Here is a 15,534-nt window from a genome sequence, read left to right on the forward strand (position 1 = left end):
GCCACGGCGCACGGCCACGGCGCACGGCCACGGCGCACGGCCGCCGGGTCAGGTCGTACGCGGCGGGCCGGTCGGCGGGCCGGCCGGGTCAGCGGGGCAGTACCAGCACCTCCGCGGCGCTCCCGCGCTCGTGCGCCGTCATCAGCGCGGTGCGCAGCACGGCGGCGAGCTGCCGCGGCTCCTCGCGCAGCCGGTCGGGCGTCAGACCGAGCACCGTGACTCCCAGCTCAGAAGCCGTTGTGCGCTGCCGGGTGCGCGGGGGCCACAAGGTGCTGCCGGCCCGGTCGCGGGCCGGCCCGCAGGCGTCGAGCTCCACGGCCACCCGGTGCTCCGGCCAGTACGCGTCGAACGCCCCGAGGGAGGGCCCGCCCGGCTGCCGCAGCTCCACGTTCCAGCACGGCTGCGGCAGCGCCCCCTCGCGCACCAGCGCGTACAGCCGGCTCTCCGCGACCGCGCGGCCCTCGGCAAGCAGGGTGTCCACAGCGTCGACCACCTGGGGCCGGGCCAGCAGCCGGCCGCGCCGCAACTCCCGTACGATCTCCGCCGATTCGCAGTGCCGTGCGCGCACCGCCTCGGCGAGCAGCCGATGCACCTCGGCCGGCTCGGTGAGCCCGGCGACCGCGTCGGCGAGGGCCCTGGCCACCGGGGCGAGGGGCAGCCCTTCCACCTCCTGGGCCGGGGGCAGCCGGGGCACGTGGACGATCCGCGCCCATCCCGAGGAGCGTGCGCGCCTGCTCCGCGGCACCAGCACCTCGATCCGCTCCAGCGCGGCGATCGGCGGCGCCGAGCGGAAGCCGTACAGCGCGAGGGCGGCCAGGCCGCTGAGGACCGGCCGCCCGCCCTGCTCCGGTACCCGTGAGCCGTCGCCCTCCGCGTAGAGCAGCACCGCGCGCAGTCGTTCCTGTTCGGTGGGTTCGTCCGGGTGCAGGAGGTAGACGCCGGGCAGCGGCGCCTGCCACGGGCCGCCGGTGCGGCAGAGGTCGCGCACGGCGGCGGCGCTGACGCCCTGGGCGCGCAGCACGGCCGCGGTGACGACGGTGGTGTCGTCGTTGCGGGGCCGGTTCGCGGAGCGGGGAGGGAGCGGGGTCTCGTGGGCCATGACTGTGCGATGCCCGCGTGCACACCGGCCCTCTCGCGCTGTTACAGATTCGTCAACGAACCCGGACCTCCCTGTCCTCAAGCTGCCCGGAACACGCCCTGACCCTCCGCCGAAAGCACTCAACTCCCGTACGCACGTACGGGAGTTGAGTGGGTGATCAGGGGGACGCCGGCGCCGCGCGCCCGAACGCCGCGCTGCCGGCGCTCTGCTGCCAGGGCGCCCGGACGCCGCGTCGGTCCGTCAGACGGCCGAGGCGTCGCACCGGCGGGCGCGCAGCGCACGCGCCAGATCGTCCCGCGACTCCCACACCAGCCTGCGAAGCGCCGGCGCCGCACTGCCCTCGGTCTCCCGCAGCCAGGCGTCCGTCGCCGCGAGCGTCGCCTCGTCGCCCTGGGCCATCGGGAACATGCCGCGTACGACGGCCATCGCGATCTCGATGGAACGCTCCGCCCACACCTTCTCCAGCGCGGCGAAGTACCGCGGTACGAAGGGGGCCAGCAGCTCCCGCTGTCCGCCCGGGTCGAAGCCGGCGAGGGTGGCGCCGACGAGCGCGTTGGACAGCGCGTCCGAGTCGACCACCGCCGACCAGGCCTGTTCCTTGACCTCTGCGGATGGCCGCGCCGCCAGGCAGCGCACCTGGTGCCGCTTGCCGGAGGCGGTGTCGTCGCGGGACAGCTCGGCTGCGATCTCCGCCTCGCCTGCCGCACCCTCGGCGACCAGCGGGCTCAGGAACGCCCACCGCAGCTCCTGGTCGACCTTCAGGCCCGCCACCTTCTCCTTGCCGTCCAACAGCCCCCGCAGCAGGCGCAGTTCCTCCGGCCCGCTCGCCACCGAGGCGAAGAACCGGGCCCAGGCCAGCTGATGGCCGCTGCCGGGGTCGGCCTCGCGCAGCAGCCGGAGCGCGCCCTCGGAGAGCTGCCGCTCGGCAGTGCCCCGGTGCTCCTGCGCCGTGTAGTGGCCCAGCGCGGTACGGGACCAGGCGTGCAGCATCTGGAGCACTCCGATGTCGCTCTCCCTGCCGCCGAAACGCAGCACGAAGCCGAGGAACTCGCGGGCCGGCATCAGCCCGTCCCGGGTGAGGTTCCACAGCGCCGACCAGCACAGCGCCCGGGCCAGCGGGTCGCTCACCGAGCCCAGCCGGTCCACCAGCGTCGCCAGCGAGACCTCGTCCAGCCGGGTCTTGGCGTAGGTGAGGTCCTCGTCGTTGACCAGGACCAGCTCGGGGCGCTCGGCGCCGGCCAGCTCCGCCACCGCCGTACGGGCGCCGACGACGTCGACGCCGGCGCCTGCGTACCGCACCAGCGCCCCGCCCTCGGTGCGGTAGAGCCCGACCTGGACGCGGTGCGGGCGCAGCACGGGGTCCATTGCCTCGCCCTCGGCGGGCGCCTGGAGCACGGCCAGCTCGGTGATCCGGCCCTCTGCGTCGCAGGAGACCTGCGGCGTCAGGGTGTTGACGCCGGCGGTCTGGAGCCAGGCGCGCGACCACTCCTCCAGATCGCGGCCCGAGGTCTCGGTCAGCGCGGAGAGCAGGTCGGTCAGCCGGGTGTTGCCCCAGGCGTGCCGCTTGAAGTAGCGCCGGGCGCCCTCCAGGAACGCCTCCTCGCCCACGTAGGCCACCAGCTGCTTGAGCACCGAGGCGCCCTTGGCGTAGGTGATGCCGTCGAAGTTGAGCTTGGCCGCCTCCAGATCGGTGATGTCGGCGGTGATCGGGTGGGTGGAGGGCAGCTGGTCGGCGCGGTAGGCCCACGCCTTGCGGTTGTTGGCGAAGGTCACCCAGCCGTTGTTGAAGCGGGTGGCGCCGACCAGGGCGAAGGCGCCCATGAAATCCGCGAAGGACTCCTTGAGCCACAGGTCGTCCCACCAGGCCATGGTGACCAGATCGCCGAACCACATGTGCGCCATCTCGTGCAGGATGACGTTCGCACGGCTCTCGTAGGAGGCCTGGGTGACCTTGCCGCGGAAGACGAACTCCTCGCGGAAGGTGACACAGCCCGGGTTCTCCATGGCGCCGATGTTGTACTCCGGCACGAACGCCTGGTCGTACTTCCCGAAGGGATACGGGTAGTCGAAGTGGTCGTGGAAGAAGTCCAGGCCCTGCTTGGTGACCTCGAAGATCTCCTCGTGGTCGAAGTGCTTGGCCAGGCCCTTGCGACAGAGCGCGCCGAGCGGGATCTCCAGCGTGCTGCCGTCGGGGAAGGAGCGCTTGTAGCTGTCGGTGACCCGGTGGTACGGCCCGGCGACCACGGCGGTGATGTAGGTGGAGATCGGCTGGGTCGTGCCGAAGGTCCAGCGTGCGGTGTCCCCGCTGTCGCCGCCGTCCAGAGGCTCCGGCTCGCCCACTCGCTCGCTGTTGCTGAGCACCGTCCAGTGCCGGGGCGCGATCACGGTGAAGTCGAACGGCGCCTTGAGGTCGGGCTGCTCGAAGTTGGCGAAAACCCGGCGGGCGTCGGCCGGTTCGTACTGGGTGTAGAGGTAGGTCTCGCCGTCCTCCGGGTCGACGAAGTGGTGCAGGCCCTCGCCGGTGCGGCTGTAGGCGCAACGGGCGTCCACCGTCAGCTCGTTGACCGCGGCGAGGTCGTCCAGCCGGAGCCGGGTCCCGTCGAAGGCCCGGTCGACGTTGAGCGACTTGCCGTTGAGCGTCGCCGAGTGGACGTGCGGAGCGACCAGATCGACGAAACTGGAGGCGCCGGGCAGCGCGCTGCGGAAGCGGATCGTGGTCGTCGAACGGAAAGTCCGCGGCCCCTCGGCCGGCGGCGGCGCCACGGCGGCGCCCAGGTCGAGCACCACCTCGTACCCGTCCACACTCAGCAGCTCGGCCCGCTTCCGGGCCTCGTCACGGGTCAGGTTCTCTCCGGGCACAACGGGGCTCCTCGTCTCGCATCGCGAACATCCGGGGTCAGCATGTCATGGCGTCCGACCGCTGCCGAGGTGGCCTTGAACCCCTGCGACCGGGCCGGCGCGAGGTCCGTTCGAGGGCGCCGGCGGCCTTCTCCCGGGGTGGCGCCGGATACTTCCGGCGCGGCGGGAATGACCGTGCGGGCGGCGGTTGTTAGTCGTACAACTGTTGTGAGACAGCCGTGACGAGTCCGAGTCTTCGTGATGTTCCCTCCGAAGGAGAGATCGTGGTCCAGAGTGCAGTCGGCGCCGAGAGCGCAGCCGGTTCGGCAGACACCGGGAAGGTCCCCGCGGATTTCTGGTTCGACCCCCTGTGCCCGTGGGCGTGGCTGACCTCCCGGTGGATGCTGGAGGTGGAGCAGGTCCGCCCGGTCGAGGTCCGCTGGCACGTGATGAGCCTGTCCGTGCTCAACGAGGACCGGCTGGAGGAGATGCCCGAGCGCTACCGCGCCCTGATGGCAGAGGGCTGGGGCCCGGTGCGGGTGTGCATCGCCGCCGAGCAGAAGTACGGCAGCGAGGTCCTCGGCCCGCTGTACACCGCGCTCGGCACCCGCATCCACAACGAGGGCCAGGGTCGCGGCCGTGAGATGGTCGCCGGCGCGTTGCAGGACGTGGGCCTGGACCCGGAGCTGATCGAGGCGATGGAGTCGACCGAGTACGACGCGGCGCTGCGCGAGTCCCACCGTCGCGGCATCGAGCTGGTCGGCCAGGACGTCGGCACCCCGGTGATCGCCGTGCCGGGCGCGGACGGCGAGCAGCTCGCCTTCTTCGGGCCGGTCGTCACGCCCGCGCCCCGCGGTGAGGCGGCGGCCCGGCTGTGGGACGGCACCCTGCTGGTCGCCGGCACCCCGGGCTTCTACGAGCTGAAGCGCACCCGCGACGCAGAGCCGTCCTTCGACTGAGTTCTCCCACTGATCCGTCCGCGGGGGGCGAGGGACTGCCCGGCCCGCGGGGGAGGCGGCACGTGCCTGTGAGGGGGTGCGTTCCGCCTCCGTCGCGCGTCGGGCTTCCCGGCTGCCCGCAGAGTGCTGGGACTGCTTCAGAACCGGTCGCTCGCGGAAAGCGCAAAGGCCGCGGCAGGCCTCTCGGCCCCGCCGAGGGCGTGCCCGGCCGGGCACGACGAAGGGGACCCCCGGAGCTTTCCGGGGGTCCCCTTCGCGGATGTTCCGGTCACCGCGGTCACCGCGTTCGAGGCGTCCGCCTGTTCGGCGCGGTGTCCGAGGATGCCGCCGTGCGGCGTCCCGTCCGCCGTGGGCCACGCCCAGCCCCGGCAGACGGGCAGCGCCGTCGCGGGCGGTGTTACGGCGCGATGATCAGGCTGTTCGCGCGCTGCTTCGCCGCGCTGTAACGGGCAGAGACGTCCTGCCAGTTGACGACGGCCCACATCGCGTCGATGAAGTCCACCTTCTGGTTCCGGTACTGGAGGTAGAAGGCGTGCTCCCAGGCGTCGAAGACCAGGATCGGGACAGAGCCCTGGCCGACGTTGCCCTGGTGGTCGTAGACCTGCTCGACGATGAGACGGCCGCTGACCGGCTCGTAGGCGAGAACGCCCCAGCCCGAACCCTGCGTGGTGGCAGAGGCCTTGGTCAGCTGGGCCTTGAACTTGGCGAAGGAGCCGAACGACTCGGCGATGGCGTCGGCCAGCTCGCCCGTGCCGTCCTTGTCCAGCGGCTCGCCGCCGCCGTCACCGGTCATGTTCTGCCAGTAGATGGAGTGCAGGATATGACCGGAGAGGTGGAAGGCCAGGTTCTTCTCCAGGCCGTTGATCGCGCCCCAGGAGTCCTTGTCCCGGGCCTCCGCCAGCTGCTCCAGGGTGTCGTTGGCACCCTTCACGTAGGCGGCGTGGTGCTTGTCGTGGTGGAGCTCGATGATCTCTCCGGTGATGACCGGCTCCAAGGAGGAGTAGTCATACGGGAGCTCGGGCAGCGAATAGGTGGCCATGCGCTTGTTCCCCTCCGAACGTTAATGCACATCGCTTGCAGGGCGACGTTATCAGCAGCAACGCCGACGGCAGCGGGGCGACCCCTCGGTGAGGTGTCGCCCCGTCACCCGGACGGTGAGTCGGCCCGAACGGTCTACTGCGCACGTACGCGGGGGAGTTGGCCGCCGCGTACGCGCGGGTGTCAGTCCCGCTCCTGCGGGGCCGGCGGCTCTTCGACGGCCTGCGCATCCCCGCCACCGACGGTCCGCACGCGGGCTGCGCGGCGCTGGCGCACCCAGCCCGTGACGGCGAGCGCGACCGTCAGGCCCGCGGTGCAGAAGAGCTGTACCCGGGTCTCGCCGTCGCGGAGCATCAGCAGCAGTACGCCGGCCATGCCGACGATCGCCACCCAGGTCAGCACGGGGAACGCCCACATGCGCACCACCAGCTTCTCCGGCGACTCGCGCTCCAGCCGCCGCCGGGTGCGCAGTTGGGAGAACGCGATGAAGCCCCACACGACCAGCACCGCGGCGCCGACCATGTTGAGCAGCCAGGTGAAGACCGTCTCCGGCCACCAGTAGCTGAGCAGCACCGCGAAGAAGCCGAAGGTGGAGGAGGCCACGACCGTGCGCCGCGGCACCCCGCCGCTGATCCGGCCCAGGAACGCCGGGCCCTCGCCGCGCGCGACCAGCGAGTACGACATCCGGGAGGCGCCGTAGATGTTGGCGTTCATCGCGGACAGCAGGGCGATCAGCACCACGACCTTCATGATCTCGCCGGCCGCCGGGATGTCGAGGTGGTCCAGCACCGCGGCGTACGGTCCCTCCAGCACGGATGCGTCGTCCCACGGGATCAGGCTGACGATGACCAGCATCGAGCCGACGTAGAACACGGCGATCCGCCACATCGCGGTGCGCACGGCCTTGGCGACGCCGCGCACCGGGTCCTCGGACTCGGCCGCGGCGATGGTGACGGTCTCCAGACCGCCGTAGGCGAAGATCGACGCCAGCAGGCCGACGATCAGTCCGTCGGTTCCGTTGGGGAAGAAGCCGCCCTGACCGGTGAGGTTGGTGCTGCCGGGGGAGTCGCTGCCCGGCAGCAGCCCCGCGATGGCCAGCACCCCGAGCACCAGGAACGAGACGATCGCGAAGACCTTCAGCGCGGCGAACCAGAACTCGTACTCGCCGAAGTTGCGGACCGAGGCGAGGTTGGTCGCACAGAAGACCGCCATGAACAGCGCCACCCACATCCAGGAGGCGGTGTCCGGGAACCACGTCTGCATGATGTCCGCCGCCCCGATCGCCTCCACGGCGACGGCGACGCACAGCAGCATCCAGAAGATCCAGCCCGCGGTGAAGCCCGCCCAGGGCCCGAGTGCGCGTTCGGCGTGCACCGAGAAGGAGCCGGAGGACGGATGGGCGGCGGACATCTCGCCGAGCATCCGCATCACCAGCATGACCAACAGCCCGGAGGCGGCGAAGGCCAGCACGATCGAGGGGCCGGCCGCCGCGATGCCGGCGCCGGACCCGACGAACAGGCCTGCGCCGATCACGCCGCCCAGCGCGATCATCGACAGATGGCGCTGCTTGAGTCCGTGGGTGAGCGCGGACGAGTCGCCCGCTCGGTTGCCTTGGGGCGGAACGCCGTCAGGGCCGGTGGAGCCGTTCCGACTCCGGGCCTGCGAGGGAGACATGGACTTCCAGGTGGGGGAGGCGCGGGAAGGGGAGACGAGACGGAGGCGATGGCTCCGGATCACCGGCCAGTGTGGCCGGAGATGTGTGGACCTATCAATGACACAGCTCACTGTCCCCGCACCCGGACCACACCGCATGCTCCGAACGCACGGCCCGCCGCGGCCCGTCGGCCCGCTGCCGCACCGCCCGCCGCGCTCACCCCGGTCCCGGCCGTCCCGTACGGCTCCCCCTCCCGCACCTCTGCCGCAGGCCATCCGATAACTCGAGCCGATAACGCGAGCGCCGGCGCTTTGTCGGGGACCCGCGCTCCGTACGCGCGCCCGACCCGCTAGCGTCGGTCACGATCCGACCGGTCCGCCCCGCACGTCCCCGAACCACCGGGTGGGCCGGCATCGGCCACCGACCGCAACCGCATCCCTCGGAGCCCTCATGAGCGCCAGCGCCCTGACGACCGCAGCACCGATACGGCCCGGAGCCGTGCTCGCTGATCTGCTTCCTGCGACCACCTCACCCCGCACGCTGCTGCGGAACGTCGCGCTGGTCGTCGGCGGTGCTGCCCTCACCGGCGCCGCCGCCCAGATCGCACTGCCCATCCCCGGCTCCCCGGTGCCGGTGACCGGCCAGACCTTCGCCGCACTGCTGCTCGGCGCCGGACTCGGCACCAGTCGAGCCGTTGCCTCCCTCTCGCTCTACGTCGTCGCCGGCGTCGCAGGGATGCCGTGGTTCGCCGAGATGTCGCACGGTGCCGCGATGCCGTCCTTCGGCTATCTGCTCGGCATGCTGCTCGCCGCCGCAGTGGTCGGCTCGCTGGCCCGGCGCGGGGGCGACCGCAGCATGTTGCGCACGGTCGGCACGATGGCGGTGGGTACGGCGATCATCTACAGCGTCGGTGTCCCCTACCTCGCGCTGGCGACCGGCATGGGGCTGACCGAGGCGCTCGCCGCGGGTCTGGTGCCGTTCCTGATCGGCGACGTGTTGAAGGCGGCGCTGGCCATGGGCGTGCTGCCGACCGCCTGGAAGCTGCTCGGCGACCGCGGCTGACCGCCCCCGCCCGGACGGGCCACCGAACGAGGCCCGGCCGACCCGGTCGAGGCGCTGCGCGCCGGGTGCAGACGGCCCGTACGCCCGCCCGCCGAGCCCGCGGGCAGGCGCGCGCACGTGGGCCGCGGGTACAGCGTGAGACACACGAAGGCCGGTACGACGGCAACTCCCGTCGTACCGGCCTTCGTTCGATCCTGCCGCGCTCGCTCAGCCCTGGGGCAGGTTCTCCAGCTGGGTCCGGATGCGTGTGATGTCGGCGCCCGCCGCGGCCTGCCGGTCGCGGATCTTGTCGACGACCTGCTCGGGCGCCTTGCCGAGGAAGCCCTCGTTGCCGAGCTTCGCGGTGGTCTGCTTCAGCTCCTTCTCGGCGGCGGCCAGGTCCTTCTCCAGCCGCTTGCGCTCGGCCGCGAAGTCGATCGCACCGGAGAGGTCCAGCTCGACCAGAGCCTTGGCGACCGGCAGAGAGGCCGTCACCGAGAAGTCCTCGCCGGCCGGCTGGAGCCGCAGCAGTGAGCGGATGGCCTCCTCGTGTGCCGCCAGCGCCGTGCCCTCCAGCGTCATCCGGGCCGGCACCCGCTGGCCGGGCTGGAGGCCCTGGTCCGCGCGGAAGCGGCGCACCTCGGTGACTGCCTCCTGCACGTCCGCGAGCTCCTGCTCCGCTTCCCCGTCCCGGAAGCCGCTGTCCTTGGGCCAGTCGGCGATCACCAGCGACTCCCCGCCGGTCAGCGTCGTCCAGAGCGTCTCGGTGACGAACGGCATCACCGGGTGCAGCAGCCGCAGCAGCACGTCCAGCACCTCGCCGAGGACCCGCCCGGAGACCTCGGCCGGACGGCCGCCGGCAAAGAACGTCGTCTTGGAGAGCTCGACGTACCAGTCGAAGACCTCGTCCCACGCGAAGTGGTAGAGGGCGTCGGAGAGTTTGGCGAACTGGTAGTCCTCGTACTGCGCGTCCGTCTCGGCGACGACCGAGTTCAGCCGGGAGAGGATCCAGCGGTCCGCGGCCGACATCTCCTCGGGCGCGGGCAGCGGTCCGCCCACGGTGGCGCCGTTGATCAGGGCGAAACGGGTGGCGTTCCAGACCTTGTTGGCGAAGTTCCGCGAGGCCTGGACCCAGTCCTCGCCGATCGGCACGTCCACACCGGGGTTGGCGCCGCGCGCCAGCGTGAAGCGCAGCGCGTCCGAGCCGTAACTGTCCATCCAGTCCAGCGGGTTGACCGCGTTGCCGAACGACTTGGACATCTTCTTGCCGAACTGGTCGCGGACCATGCCGTGCAGCACGATCGTGTGGAACGGCGGGGTGCCGTCCATCGCGTACAGACCGAACATCATCATCCGGGCGACCCAGAAGAAGAGGATGTCGTAGCCGGTGACCAGGACCGAGTTCGGATAGAAGCGGCCGAGGCTGTCGGTCTGCTCCGGCCAGCCGAGCGTGGAGAACGGCCACAGCCCGGAGGAGAACCAGGTGTCCAGCACATCGCTGTCCTGGTACCAGCCCTCATCGCTCGGCGGCTCCTCGTCCGGACCGACGCAGACGACCTCGCCGTCCGGCCCGTACCAGACCGGAATCCGGTGGCCCCACCACAACTGCCGCGAGATGCACCAGTCGTGGAGGTTGTCGACCCAGCCGAAGTAGCGGGACTCCATCTCCTTGGGGTGGATCGCGACGCGGCCGTCGCGCACCGCGTCGCCCGCCGCCTGCGCCAACGGACCGGTCTTCACCCACCACTGGAGCGAGAGCCGCGGCTCGATCGTCGTCTTGCACCTCGAGCAGTGGCCCACCGAGTGGTTGTACGGGCGCTTCTCCGCGACGATCCGGCCCTCGGCACGCAGTGCGCCGACGATCGCCGAGCGCGCCTCCAGTCGGTCCTGGCCCTGGAACGGGCCGGGCGCGGTGATCACCGCGTGCTCGTCCATGACGGTCAGGTTCGGCAGGCCGTGCCGGCGGCCGATCTCGAAGTCGTTCGGGTCGTGCGCCGGGGTCACCTTGACCGCGCCGGTGCCGAACTCCGGGTCGACGTGGCTGTCCGCCACGACCGGGATGGCGCGGTCGGTCAGCGGCAACTTGACGGTCCTGCCGACGAGATGGGCGTACCGCTCGTCGTCCGGGTGCACCGCGACGGCGGTGTCGCCGAGCATCGTCTCGGCGCGGGTGGTGGCGACGACCAGCGAGTCCTCGCCCTCGCCGTACCGGATCGAGACCAGCTCGCCGTCCTCGTCGGCGTACTCGACCTCGATGTCGGAGATCGCGGTCAGGCAGCGCGGGCACCAGTTGATGATGCGCTCGGCGCGATAGATCAGACCGTCGTCGAAGAGCCGCTTGAAGATGGTCTGGACGGACTTGGAGAGTCCCTCGTCCATGGTGAAGCGCTCGCGCGACCAGTCGACGCCGTCGCCGAGGCGGCGCATCTGCCCGGAGATCTGCCCGCCGGACTCCGCCTTCCACTGCCAGACGCGCTCGACGAACGCCTCGCGTCCCAGATCGTGGCGGGAGGTGCCCTCCTTGGCGAGCTCCCGCTCCACCACGTTCTGGGTGGCGATGCCCGCGTGGTCCATGCCGGGCTGCCACAGCGTCTCGTACCCCTGCATCCGCTTGCGGCGGGTGAGCGCGTCGATCAGCGTGTGCTCGAAGGCGTGGCCCAGGTGCAGGCTGCCGGTGACGTTCGGCGGGGGGATGACGACGGTGTACGGGGGCTTGCTGCTCGTGGCGTCAGCCTCGAAGTAGCCGCGCTCCACCCAGCGTTCGTACAGCTTCCCCTCTACCTCGGCCGGCGCGTACTGGGTCGGCAGATCTGCGGGGTCGCTGTTGGCGCCCTGGGGGCGCTGCTGAGTCTCGTCGGTCACGACGGCAGTGTAATGGCGTGGATGTAGCAGTCTCGAATCGGTTTGGTGCCCGGTGTAGGACGCCGGGCCGTCGTCCGGAAGGATGTGTGGGGACGGCCGTGTACGCGTCATCGCGCGGCTCGTTCCGCAGGGAAGTTCCGACCACCGACATCCGCATCACAGAAGACGGCGTGCGCGCGCGTCGTGGACACGCATGCCCCGCTGCATGCCCAGGGAGGGAAGCGCCATGAGTTTCAACCAGCCGCCGCCGGGTCCGTACGGTCAGCAGCCGCAGGGGGGCGCGCCGGGGCAGCCGGGGTACGGCTACCCGCAGCAGCCGCAGGCGCCCGGCCCGTACGGCCAGCCGCAACAGGGCGGTTACGGCCAGCAGCCCGGCCCGTACGGCCAGCAGCAGCCCGGTCCCGGCTACCCGCAGCAGCCCGGCCCGTACGGTCAGCAGCCCTACGGCCAGCAGCCGGGCCCGTACGGCCAGCCCGGCCCGTACGGTCAGCCCGGTGTCCCGACGCCGCCTCCTGCCGGCGGTGGCAAGGGCAAGACGATCGGCATCGTGATCGGCGCCGTGGTCGTGGTCGGAGCCATCATCGGCGGCATCGTGCTCGCCACCGGCGGCGACGACGAGGGCGGCGGCGGCAGCAGCGCGGTCGAGGACGACGGCGCGCACAAGCTCCAACTGCCCCAGTCCGTCGGCGAGTTCAAGCAGCAGCCCGGCGGCTCCGAGGGCGCTTCCGCGGTGCAGAAGGAGGCGGAGCGGATCGGCGTCAAGAACGCCCAGGCCGTGTCGGGCAGTTACTCCAACCTCGACCCCGGCAGCCCGCCCGACCCGAGCTCGGCGGGGAACATGGCAGTGATCCAGTTCGACGGTGCCTGGGGCGAGATCGACGACCCCGCCACGGCACTGGACAAGCTTCTGAAGGACGACACCGCGGGCAAGCAGGGCGTCCAGCTCGAGGGCAGCCCGAAGGAAGCCAGCCCCGACGGGCTCGACGGCGCGGTGATGAAGTGCCAGACGGCGAAGTTCACCCAGCAGGAGGCGGCGGGCAGCACCGCCGTCATGTGCGGCTGGGCCGACAAGAGCACCGTCGGGCAGGTGGTCATGCTGCGGCCGGGCGGTTCCGTCAGCCAGGAGGAGACTGCCAAGAACGCCGCCGAGCTGCGCAAGGCCGCGCGCGTCAAGCAGTGAACGAAGACCGACCGACCCCGTCCGCAACGATGCCGCGACCAGACGCGTCGGGCGGCAGCGCGTCGCCGACACCCGCACAGAGAGCAGCCACCTCATGAGTTTCAACTCCCCGCCGCCGCAGGGCCCGTACGGGCAGCAGCCGGGCCCGTACGGTCCGCCGCAGGGCCAGCCGGGTCCGTACGGTCAGCAGCCGCAGGGGGGCGCGCCGGGGCAGCCGGGGTACGGCTACCCGCAGCAGCCGCAGGCGCCCGGCCCGTACGGCCAGCCGCCCCAGGGCGACTACCCGCCGCCGAAGTCCGGCGGCAACACCAAGGCGATAGCCATCGCGGTCGGCGCCGTCGCGCTGGTCGCGGCGATCGTCGCCGGCGCCGTCATCGCCACCGGCGGCAAGGACGGATCCGAGGACGGGAACAAGGCGGAGTCCGGCAACTCCGCGGGCACGGACGGTTCGGACGGCTCCAAGGGTGCCGACGCGGCGGCCGTGGACGACGGTCCGCACAAGCTGGAACCGCCCACCACTCTGGGCGAGTTGACTCGCAGCCCGCAGAGCGAGTCCCGGTTCGGCGGCCCGAGCGACAACTTCGAGGACACCGTCAAGCAGTCCGGCGTGCAGAACCCGCAGTTCGCCGCAGGCTTCTACCAGTCGGAGGGCATGTCCGACCCCCAGAACGTCGACCCGAGCAAGCTCGCGCAGGCCCACGGGCTGATCTTCCGCGGGGCCTGGGGCACCATCGCCGATCCCGAGGCCGCGGTCGACAAGTTGCTCGACCTGCGGGTCAAGGAGGCCGAGAAGGCCGCCGGCGCCAACGACAAGATCATCGGCGGTCCGCAGAAGGCCACCCCGGCCGGCCTCGACGGTGCGGTGATGAAGTGCCAGGCGATGGACACCGATCCGATGGGCTCGGGCAACACCCAGCGCACCCAGTTCTGCATCTGGGGGGACAAGAGCACCATCGGCATGGTCGCGCCGTTCCGCGGCATCGGCGACGTGTCGGCGGAGGACGCCGCGAAGAAGGCCGCCGAGCTGCGCAAGGCGGCGCGGGTCGAGTCCGACTGATCCGGGCCCCGAGCCCTCGCCGCCGGCTGCCCGGGAGCCTGTGCCCCGGGCGGCCCGGCACGTCGGGCGTCGGGCACCTCGGGAGCTGCGGCGGGCAGGGCCCGCGGGACCCGTCCGGTCCCGTTCCCGCCCACCCTTTCCGACCTGCGCTCACAGCGAACAGCTACCGGTCCGGGATTGCTCTCGCCCCCCTGCGCGTTAGGGTCCATAACCATAATGACGAGGGCGGGGGAGCCCGGTTCACCGCGAGAAGCGGACGCAACCACAGAGGACCCCGGCCCGCGACAGACGCTGAGACGGCGCGCGTTGCCGTCAGAGACGAGCAGGTGGATACGTGACGAATCTGATGCCTTCCGCCGCCGGCGAGCCGTTCATCGGTGGTGGCCTCGGCGACCAGGTCTACAGCCGACTGCTCGGCGAGCGGATCATCTTCCTCGGGCAGCAGGTGGACGACGAGATCGCCAACAAGATCACTGCTCAGATGCTGCTCCTCGCCGCCGACCCGAGCAAGGACGTCTACCTCTACATCAACAGCCCCGGCGGCTCGGTGTCGGCCGGCATGGCCGTCTACGACACCATGCAGTACATCCCCAACGACGTCGTGACCATCGGCATGGGCATGGCGGCCTCCATGGGCCAGTTCCTGCTGACGGGCGGTACGCCGGGCAAGCGCTTCGCGCTTCCGCACACCGACATCCTGATGCACCAGGGCTCGGCGGGCGTGGGCGGTACCGCCTCGGACATCAAGATCCAGGCCGAGTACCTGCTGCGCACCAAGAAGCGCATGGCCGAGATCACCGCACGGCACACGGGCCAGACCGTGGAGACGATCATCCGCGACGGTGACCGGGACCGCTGGTTCACCTCCGAGGAGGCCAAGGAGTACGGCCTGCTCGACGAGATCATCTCCGCCGCCTCCGGTGTCCCGGGCGGCGGCGGCACCGGCGCCTCCTGAGGCCCGGCCGAGGCCCGACCGTCGGCCCCGGCCGAGCTCCCGCCACAGCCCACTCGAACGCCACCAGGATGGTGAACTTCCCCATGAACAACTTCCCGGGCGCTTCCGCGTCAGGCCTCTACACCGGACCCCAGGTCGACAACCGCTACGTGGTGCCGCGCTTCGTCGAGCGCACCTCGCAGGGCGTGCGCGAGTACGACCCGTACGCCAAGCTCTTCGAAGAGCGCGTGATCTTCCTCGGCGTCCAGATCGACGACGCCTCGGCCAACGACGTGATGGCGCAGCTGCTGTGCCTGGAGTCGATGGACCCCGACCGCGACATCTCGATCTACATCAACAGCCCCGGCGGCTCGATGACGGCGCTCACCGCCATCTACGACACGATGCAGTTCGTCAAGCCCGATGTGCAGACGGTCTGCATGGGCCAGGCGGCCTCCGCCGCGGCCGTGCTGCTCGCCGCCGGTACGCCCGGCAAGCGGATGGCGCTGCCCAACGCCCGTGTGCTGATCCACCAGCCGTCCACCCAGACCGGCCGTGAGCAGCTCTCCGACCTGGAGATCGCCGCCAACGAGATCCTGCGGCTGCGCACCCAGCTGGAGGAGCTGCTCGCCCGCCACTCCAGCAAGACGGTGGAGCAGGTCAGCGAGGACATCGAGCGCGACAAGATCCTCACCGCCGAGGACGCGCTCGCCTACGGTCTGGTCGACCAGATCGTGAGCACCCGCAAGCTGGACAACGCTCCCCGCTGAGCGGCCGTCCCGCGGAGCAACGCCCAGACAGGGCCCCACGCCGCCCCCGGCGCCGTTCACCGAGGTGGACCCCGCCGGGGGCGGCGTCGTGCCGCCCCCGGC

Annotated in this window: 11 protein-coding genes; 6 read left to right on the forward strand and 5 right to left on the reverse strand. The window is 71.4% G+C overall.

All coding sequences use genetic code 11. From position 1 onward, the window contains the following. Positions 1–88: 88 nt before the first annotated feature. The gene (locus JGS22_RS15530) at positions 89–1,099 is read right to left on the reverse strand and encodes a hypothetical protein (RefSeq protein ID WP_211040779.1); all 1,011 of its coding nucleotides are present in this window, start codon (positions 1,097–1,099) and stop codon (positions 89–91) included. Between the two features lie 240 nt (positions 1,100–1,339). Next, positions 1,340–3,958 (reverse strand): aminopeptidase N, encoded by a 2,619-nt coding sequence (gene pepN / locus JGS22_RS15535; RefSeq protein WP_211040778.1) that lies wholly within the window; start codon positions 3,956–3,958, stop codon positions 1,340–1,342. A gap of 263 nt (positions 3,959–4,221) precedes the next feature. Here pepN and JGS22_RS15540 point away from each other — a divergent pair, with 263 nt between their 5' ends. Next, positions 4,222–4,896, forward strand: coding sequence for a mycothiol-dependent nitroreductase Rv2466c family protein (locus JGS22_RS15540; RefSeq protein ID WP_308405689.1), 675 nt, complete (start codon positions 4,222–4,224; stop codon positions 4,894–4,896). A gap of 397 nt (positions 4,897–5,293) precedes the next feature. Here the strand turns inward: JGS22_RS15540 and JGS22_RS15545 are convergent, their stop codons facing one another. Beyond that, a complete protein-coding gene (locus JGS22_RS15545; protein ID WP_211040777.1) occupies positions 5,294–5,935 on the reverse strand; it encodes a superoxide dismutase in 642 nt (213 codons plus the stop codon). A gap of 182 nt (positions 5,936–6,117) precedes the next feature. Then, positions 6,118–7,608, reverse strand: a complete 1,491-nt coding sequence (locus tag JGS22_RS15550; RefSeq protein WP_211040776.1) for an amino acid permease — start codon at positions 7,606–7,608, stop codon at positions 6,118–6,120. Positions 7,609–8,038: 430 nt separating this feature from the next. Between JGS22_RS15550 and JGS22_RS15555 the strand changes: the two genes are divergently transcribed. Then, positions 8,039–8,650: a biotin transporter BioY gene (locus JGS22_RS15555; protein ID WP_211040775.1), complete on the forward strand. Its 612-nt coding sequence runs from the start codon at positions 8,039–8,041 to the stop codon at positions 8,648–8,650. 207 nt (positions 8,651–8,857) lie between these two features. Here JGS22_RS15555 and JGS22_RS15560 read toward each other — a convergent pair whose 3' ends face one another. Beyond that, complete coding sequence (locus JGS22_RS15560; protein WP_308405690.1) at positions 8,858–11,491, reverse strand: valine--tRNA ligase; 2,634 nt, start codon at positions 11,489–11,491, stop codon at positions 8,858–8,860. Positions 11,492–11,717: 226 nt separating this feature from the next. Here JGS22_RS15560 and JGS22_RS15565 point away from each other — a divergent pair, with 226 nt between their 5' ends. The 4 genes from JGS22_RS15565 (at position 11,718) to JGS22_RS15580 (ending at position 15,432) form a co-directional block, all read left to right on the forward strand. Continuing rightward, positions 11,718–12,671 (forward strand): hypothetical protein, encoded by a 954-nt coding sequence (locus JGS22_RS15565; protein WP_211040773.1) that lies wholly within the window; start codon positions 11,718–11,720, stop codon positions 12,669–12,671. A gap of 94 nt (positions 12,672–12,765) precedes the next feature. Continuing rightward, positions 12,766–13,728, forward strand: a complete 963-nt coding sequence (locus JGS22_RS15570) for a hypothetical protein (protein ID WP_211040772.1) — start codon at positions 12,766–12,768, stop codon at positions 13,726–13,728. 346 nt (positions 13,729–14,074) lie between these two features. After that, a complete protein-coding gene (locus JGS22_RS15575; protein ID WP_211040781.1) occupies positions 14,075–14,683 on the forward strand; it encodes an ATP-dependent Clp protease proteolytic subunit in 609 nt (202 codons plus the stop codon). A 68-nt stretch (positions 14,684–14,751) separates the two neighbouring features. After that, complete coding sequence (locus JGS22_RS15580; RefSeq protein ID WP_308405691.1) at positions 14,752–15,432, forward strand: ATP-dependent Clp protease proteolytic subunit; 681 nt, start codon at positions 14,752–14,754, stop codon at positions 15,430–15,432. The last annotated feature ends 102 nt before the right edge of the window (positions 15,433–15,534 follow it).

Source organism: Streptomyces tardus, assembly GCF_018101125.2.
In the GTDB taxonomy this organism is placed as follows: domain Bacteria; phylum Actinomycetota; class Actinomycetes; order Streptomycetales; family Streptomycetaceae; genus Streptomyces; species Streptomyces tardus.

Bases quoted from the DNA above. Each gene is read 5' to 3' on its own strand.
- JGS22_RS15550 (WP_211040776.1), bottom strand. From the start codon at position 7,608: ATGTCTCCCTCGCAGGCCCGGAGTCGGAACGGCTCCACCGGCCCTGAC.
- JGS22_RS15530 (WP_211040779.1), bottom strand. From the start codon at position 1,099: ATGGCCCACGAGACCCCGCTCCCTCCCCGCTCCGCGAACCGGCCCCGC.
- JGS22_RS15570 (WP_211040772.1), top strand. From the start codon at position 12,766: ATGAGTTTCAACTCCCCGCCGCCGCAGGGCCCGTACGGGCAGCAGCCG.
- JGS22_RS15580 (WP_308405691.1), top strand. From the start codon at position 14,752: ATGGTGAACTTCCCCATGAACAACTTCCCGGGCGCTTCCGCGTCAGGC.
- JGS22_RS15555 (WP_211040775.1), top strand. From the start codon at position 8,039: ATGAGCGCCAGCGCCCTGACGACCGCAGCACCGATACGGCCCGGAGCC.
- JGS22_RS15545 (WP_211040777.1), bottom strand. From the start codon at position 5,935: ATGGCCACCTATTCGCTGCCCGAGCTCCCGTATGACTACTCCTCCTTG.
- JGS22_RS15565 (WP_211040773.1), top strand. From the start codon at position 11,718: ATGAGTTTCAACCAGCCGCCGCCGGGTCCGTACGGTCAGCAGCCGCAG.
- JGS22_RS15575 (WP_211040781.1), top strand. From the start codon at position 14,075: ATGCCTTCCGCCGCCGGCGAGCCGTTCATCGGTGGTGGCCTCGGCGAC.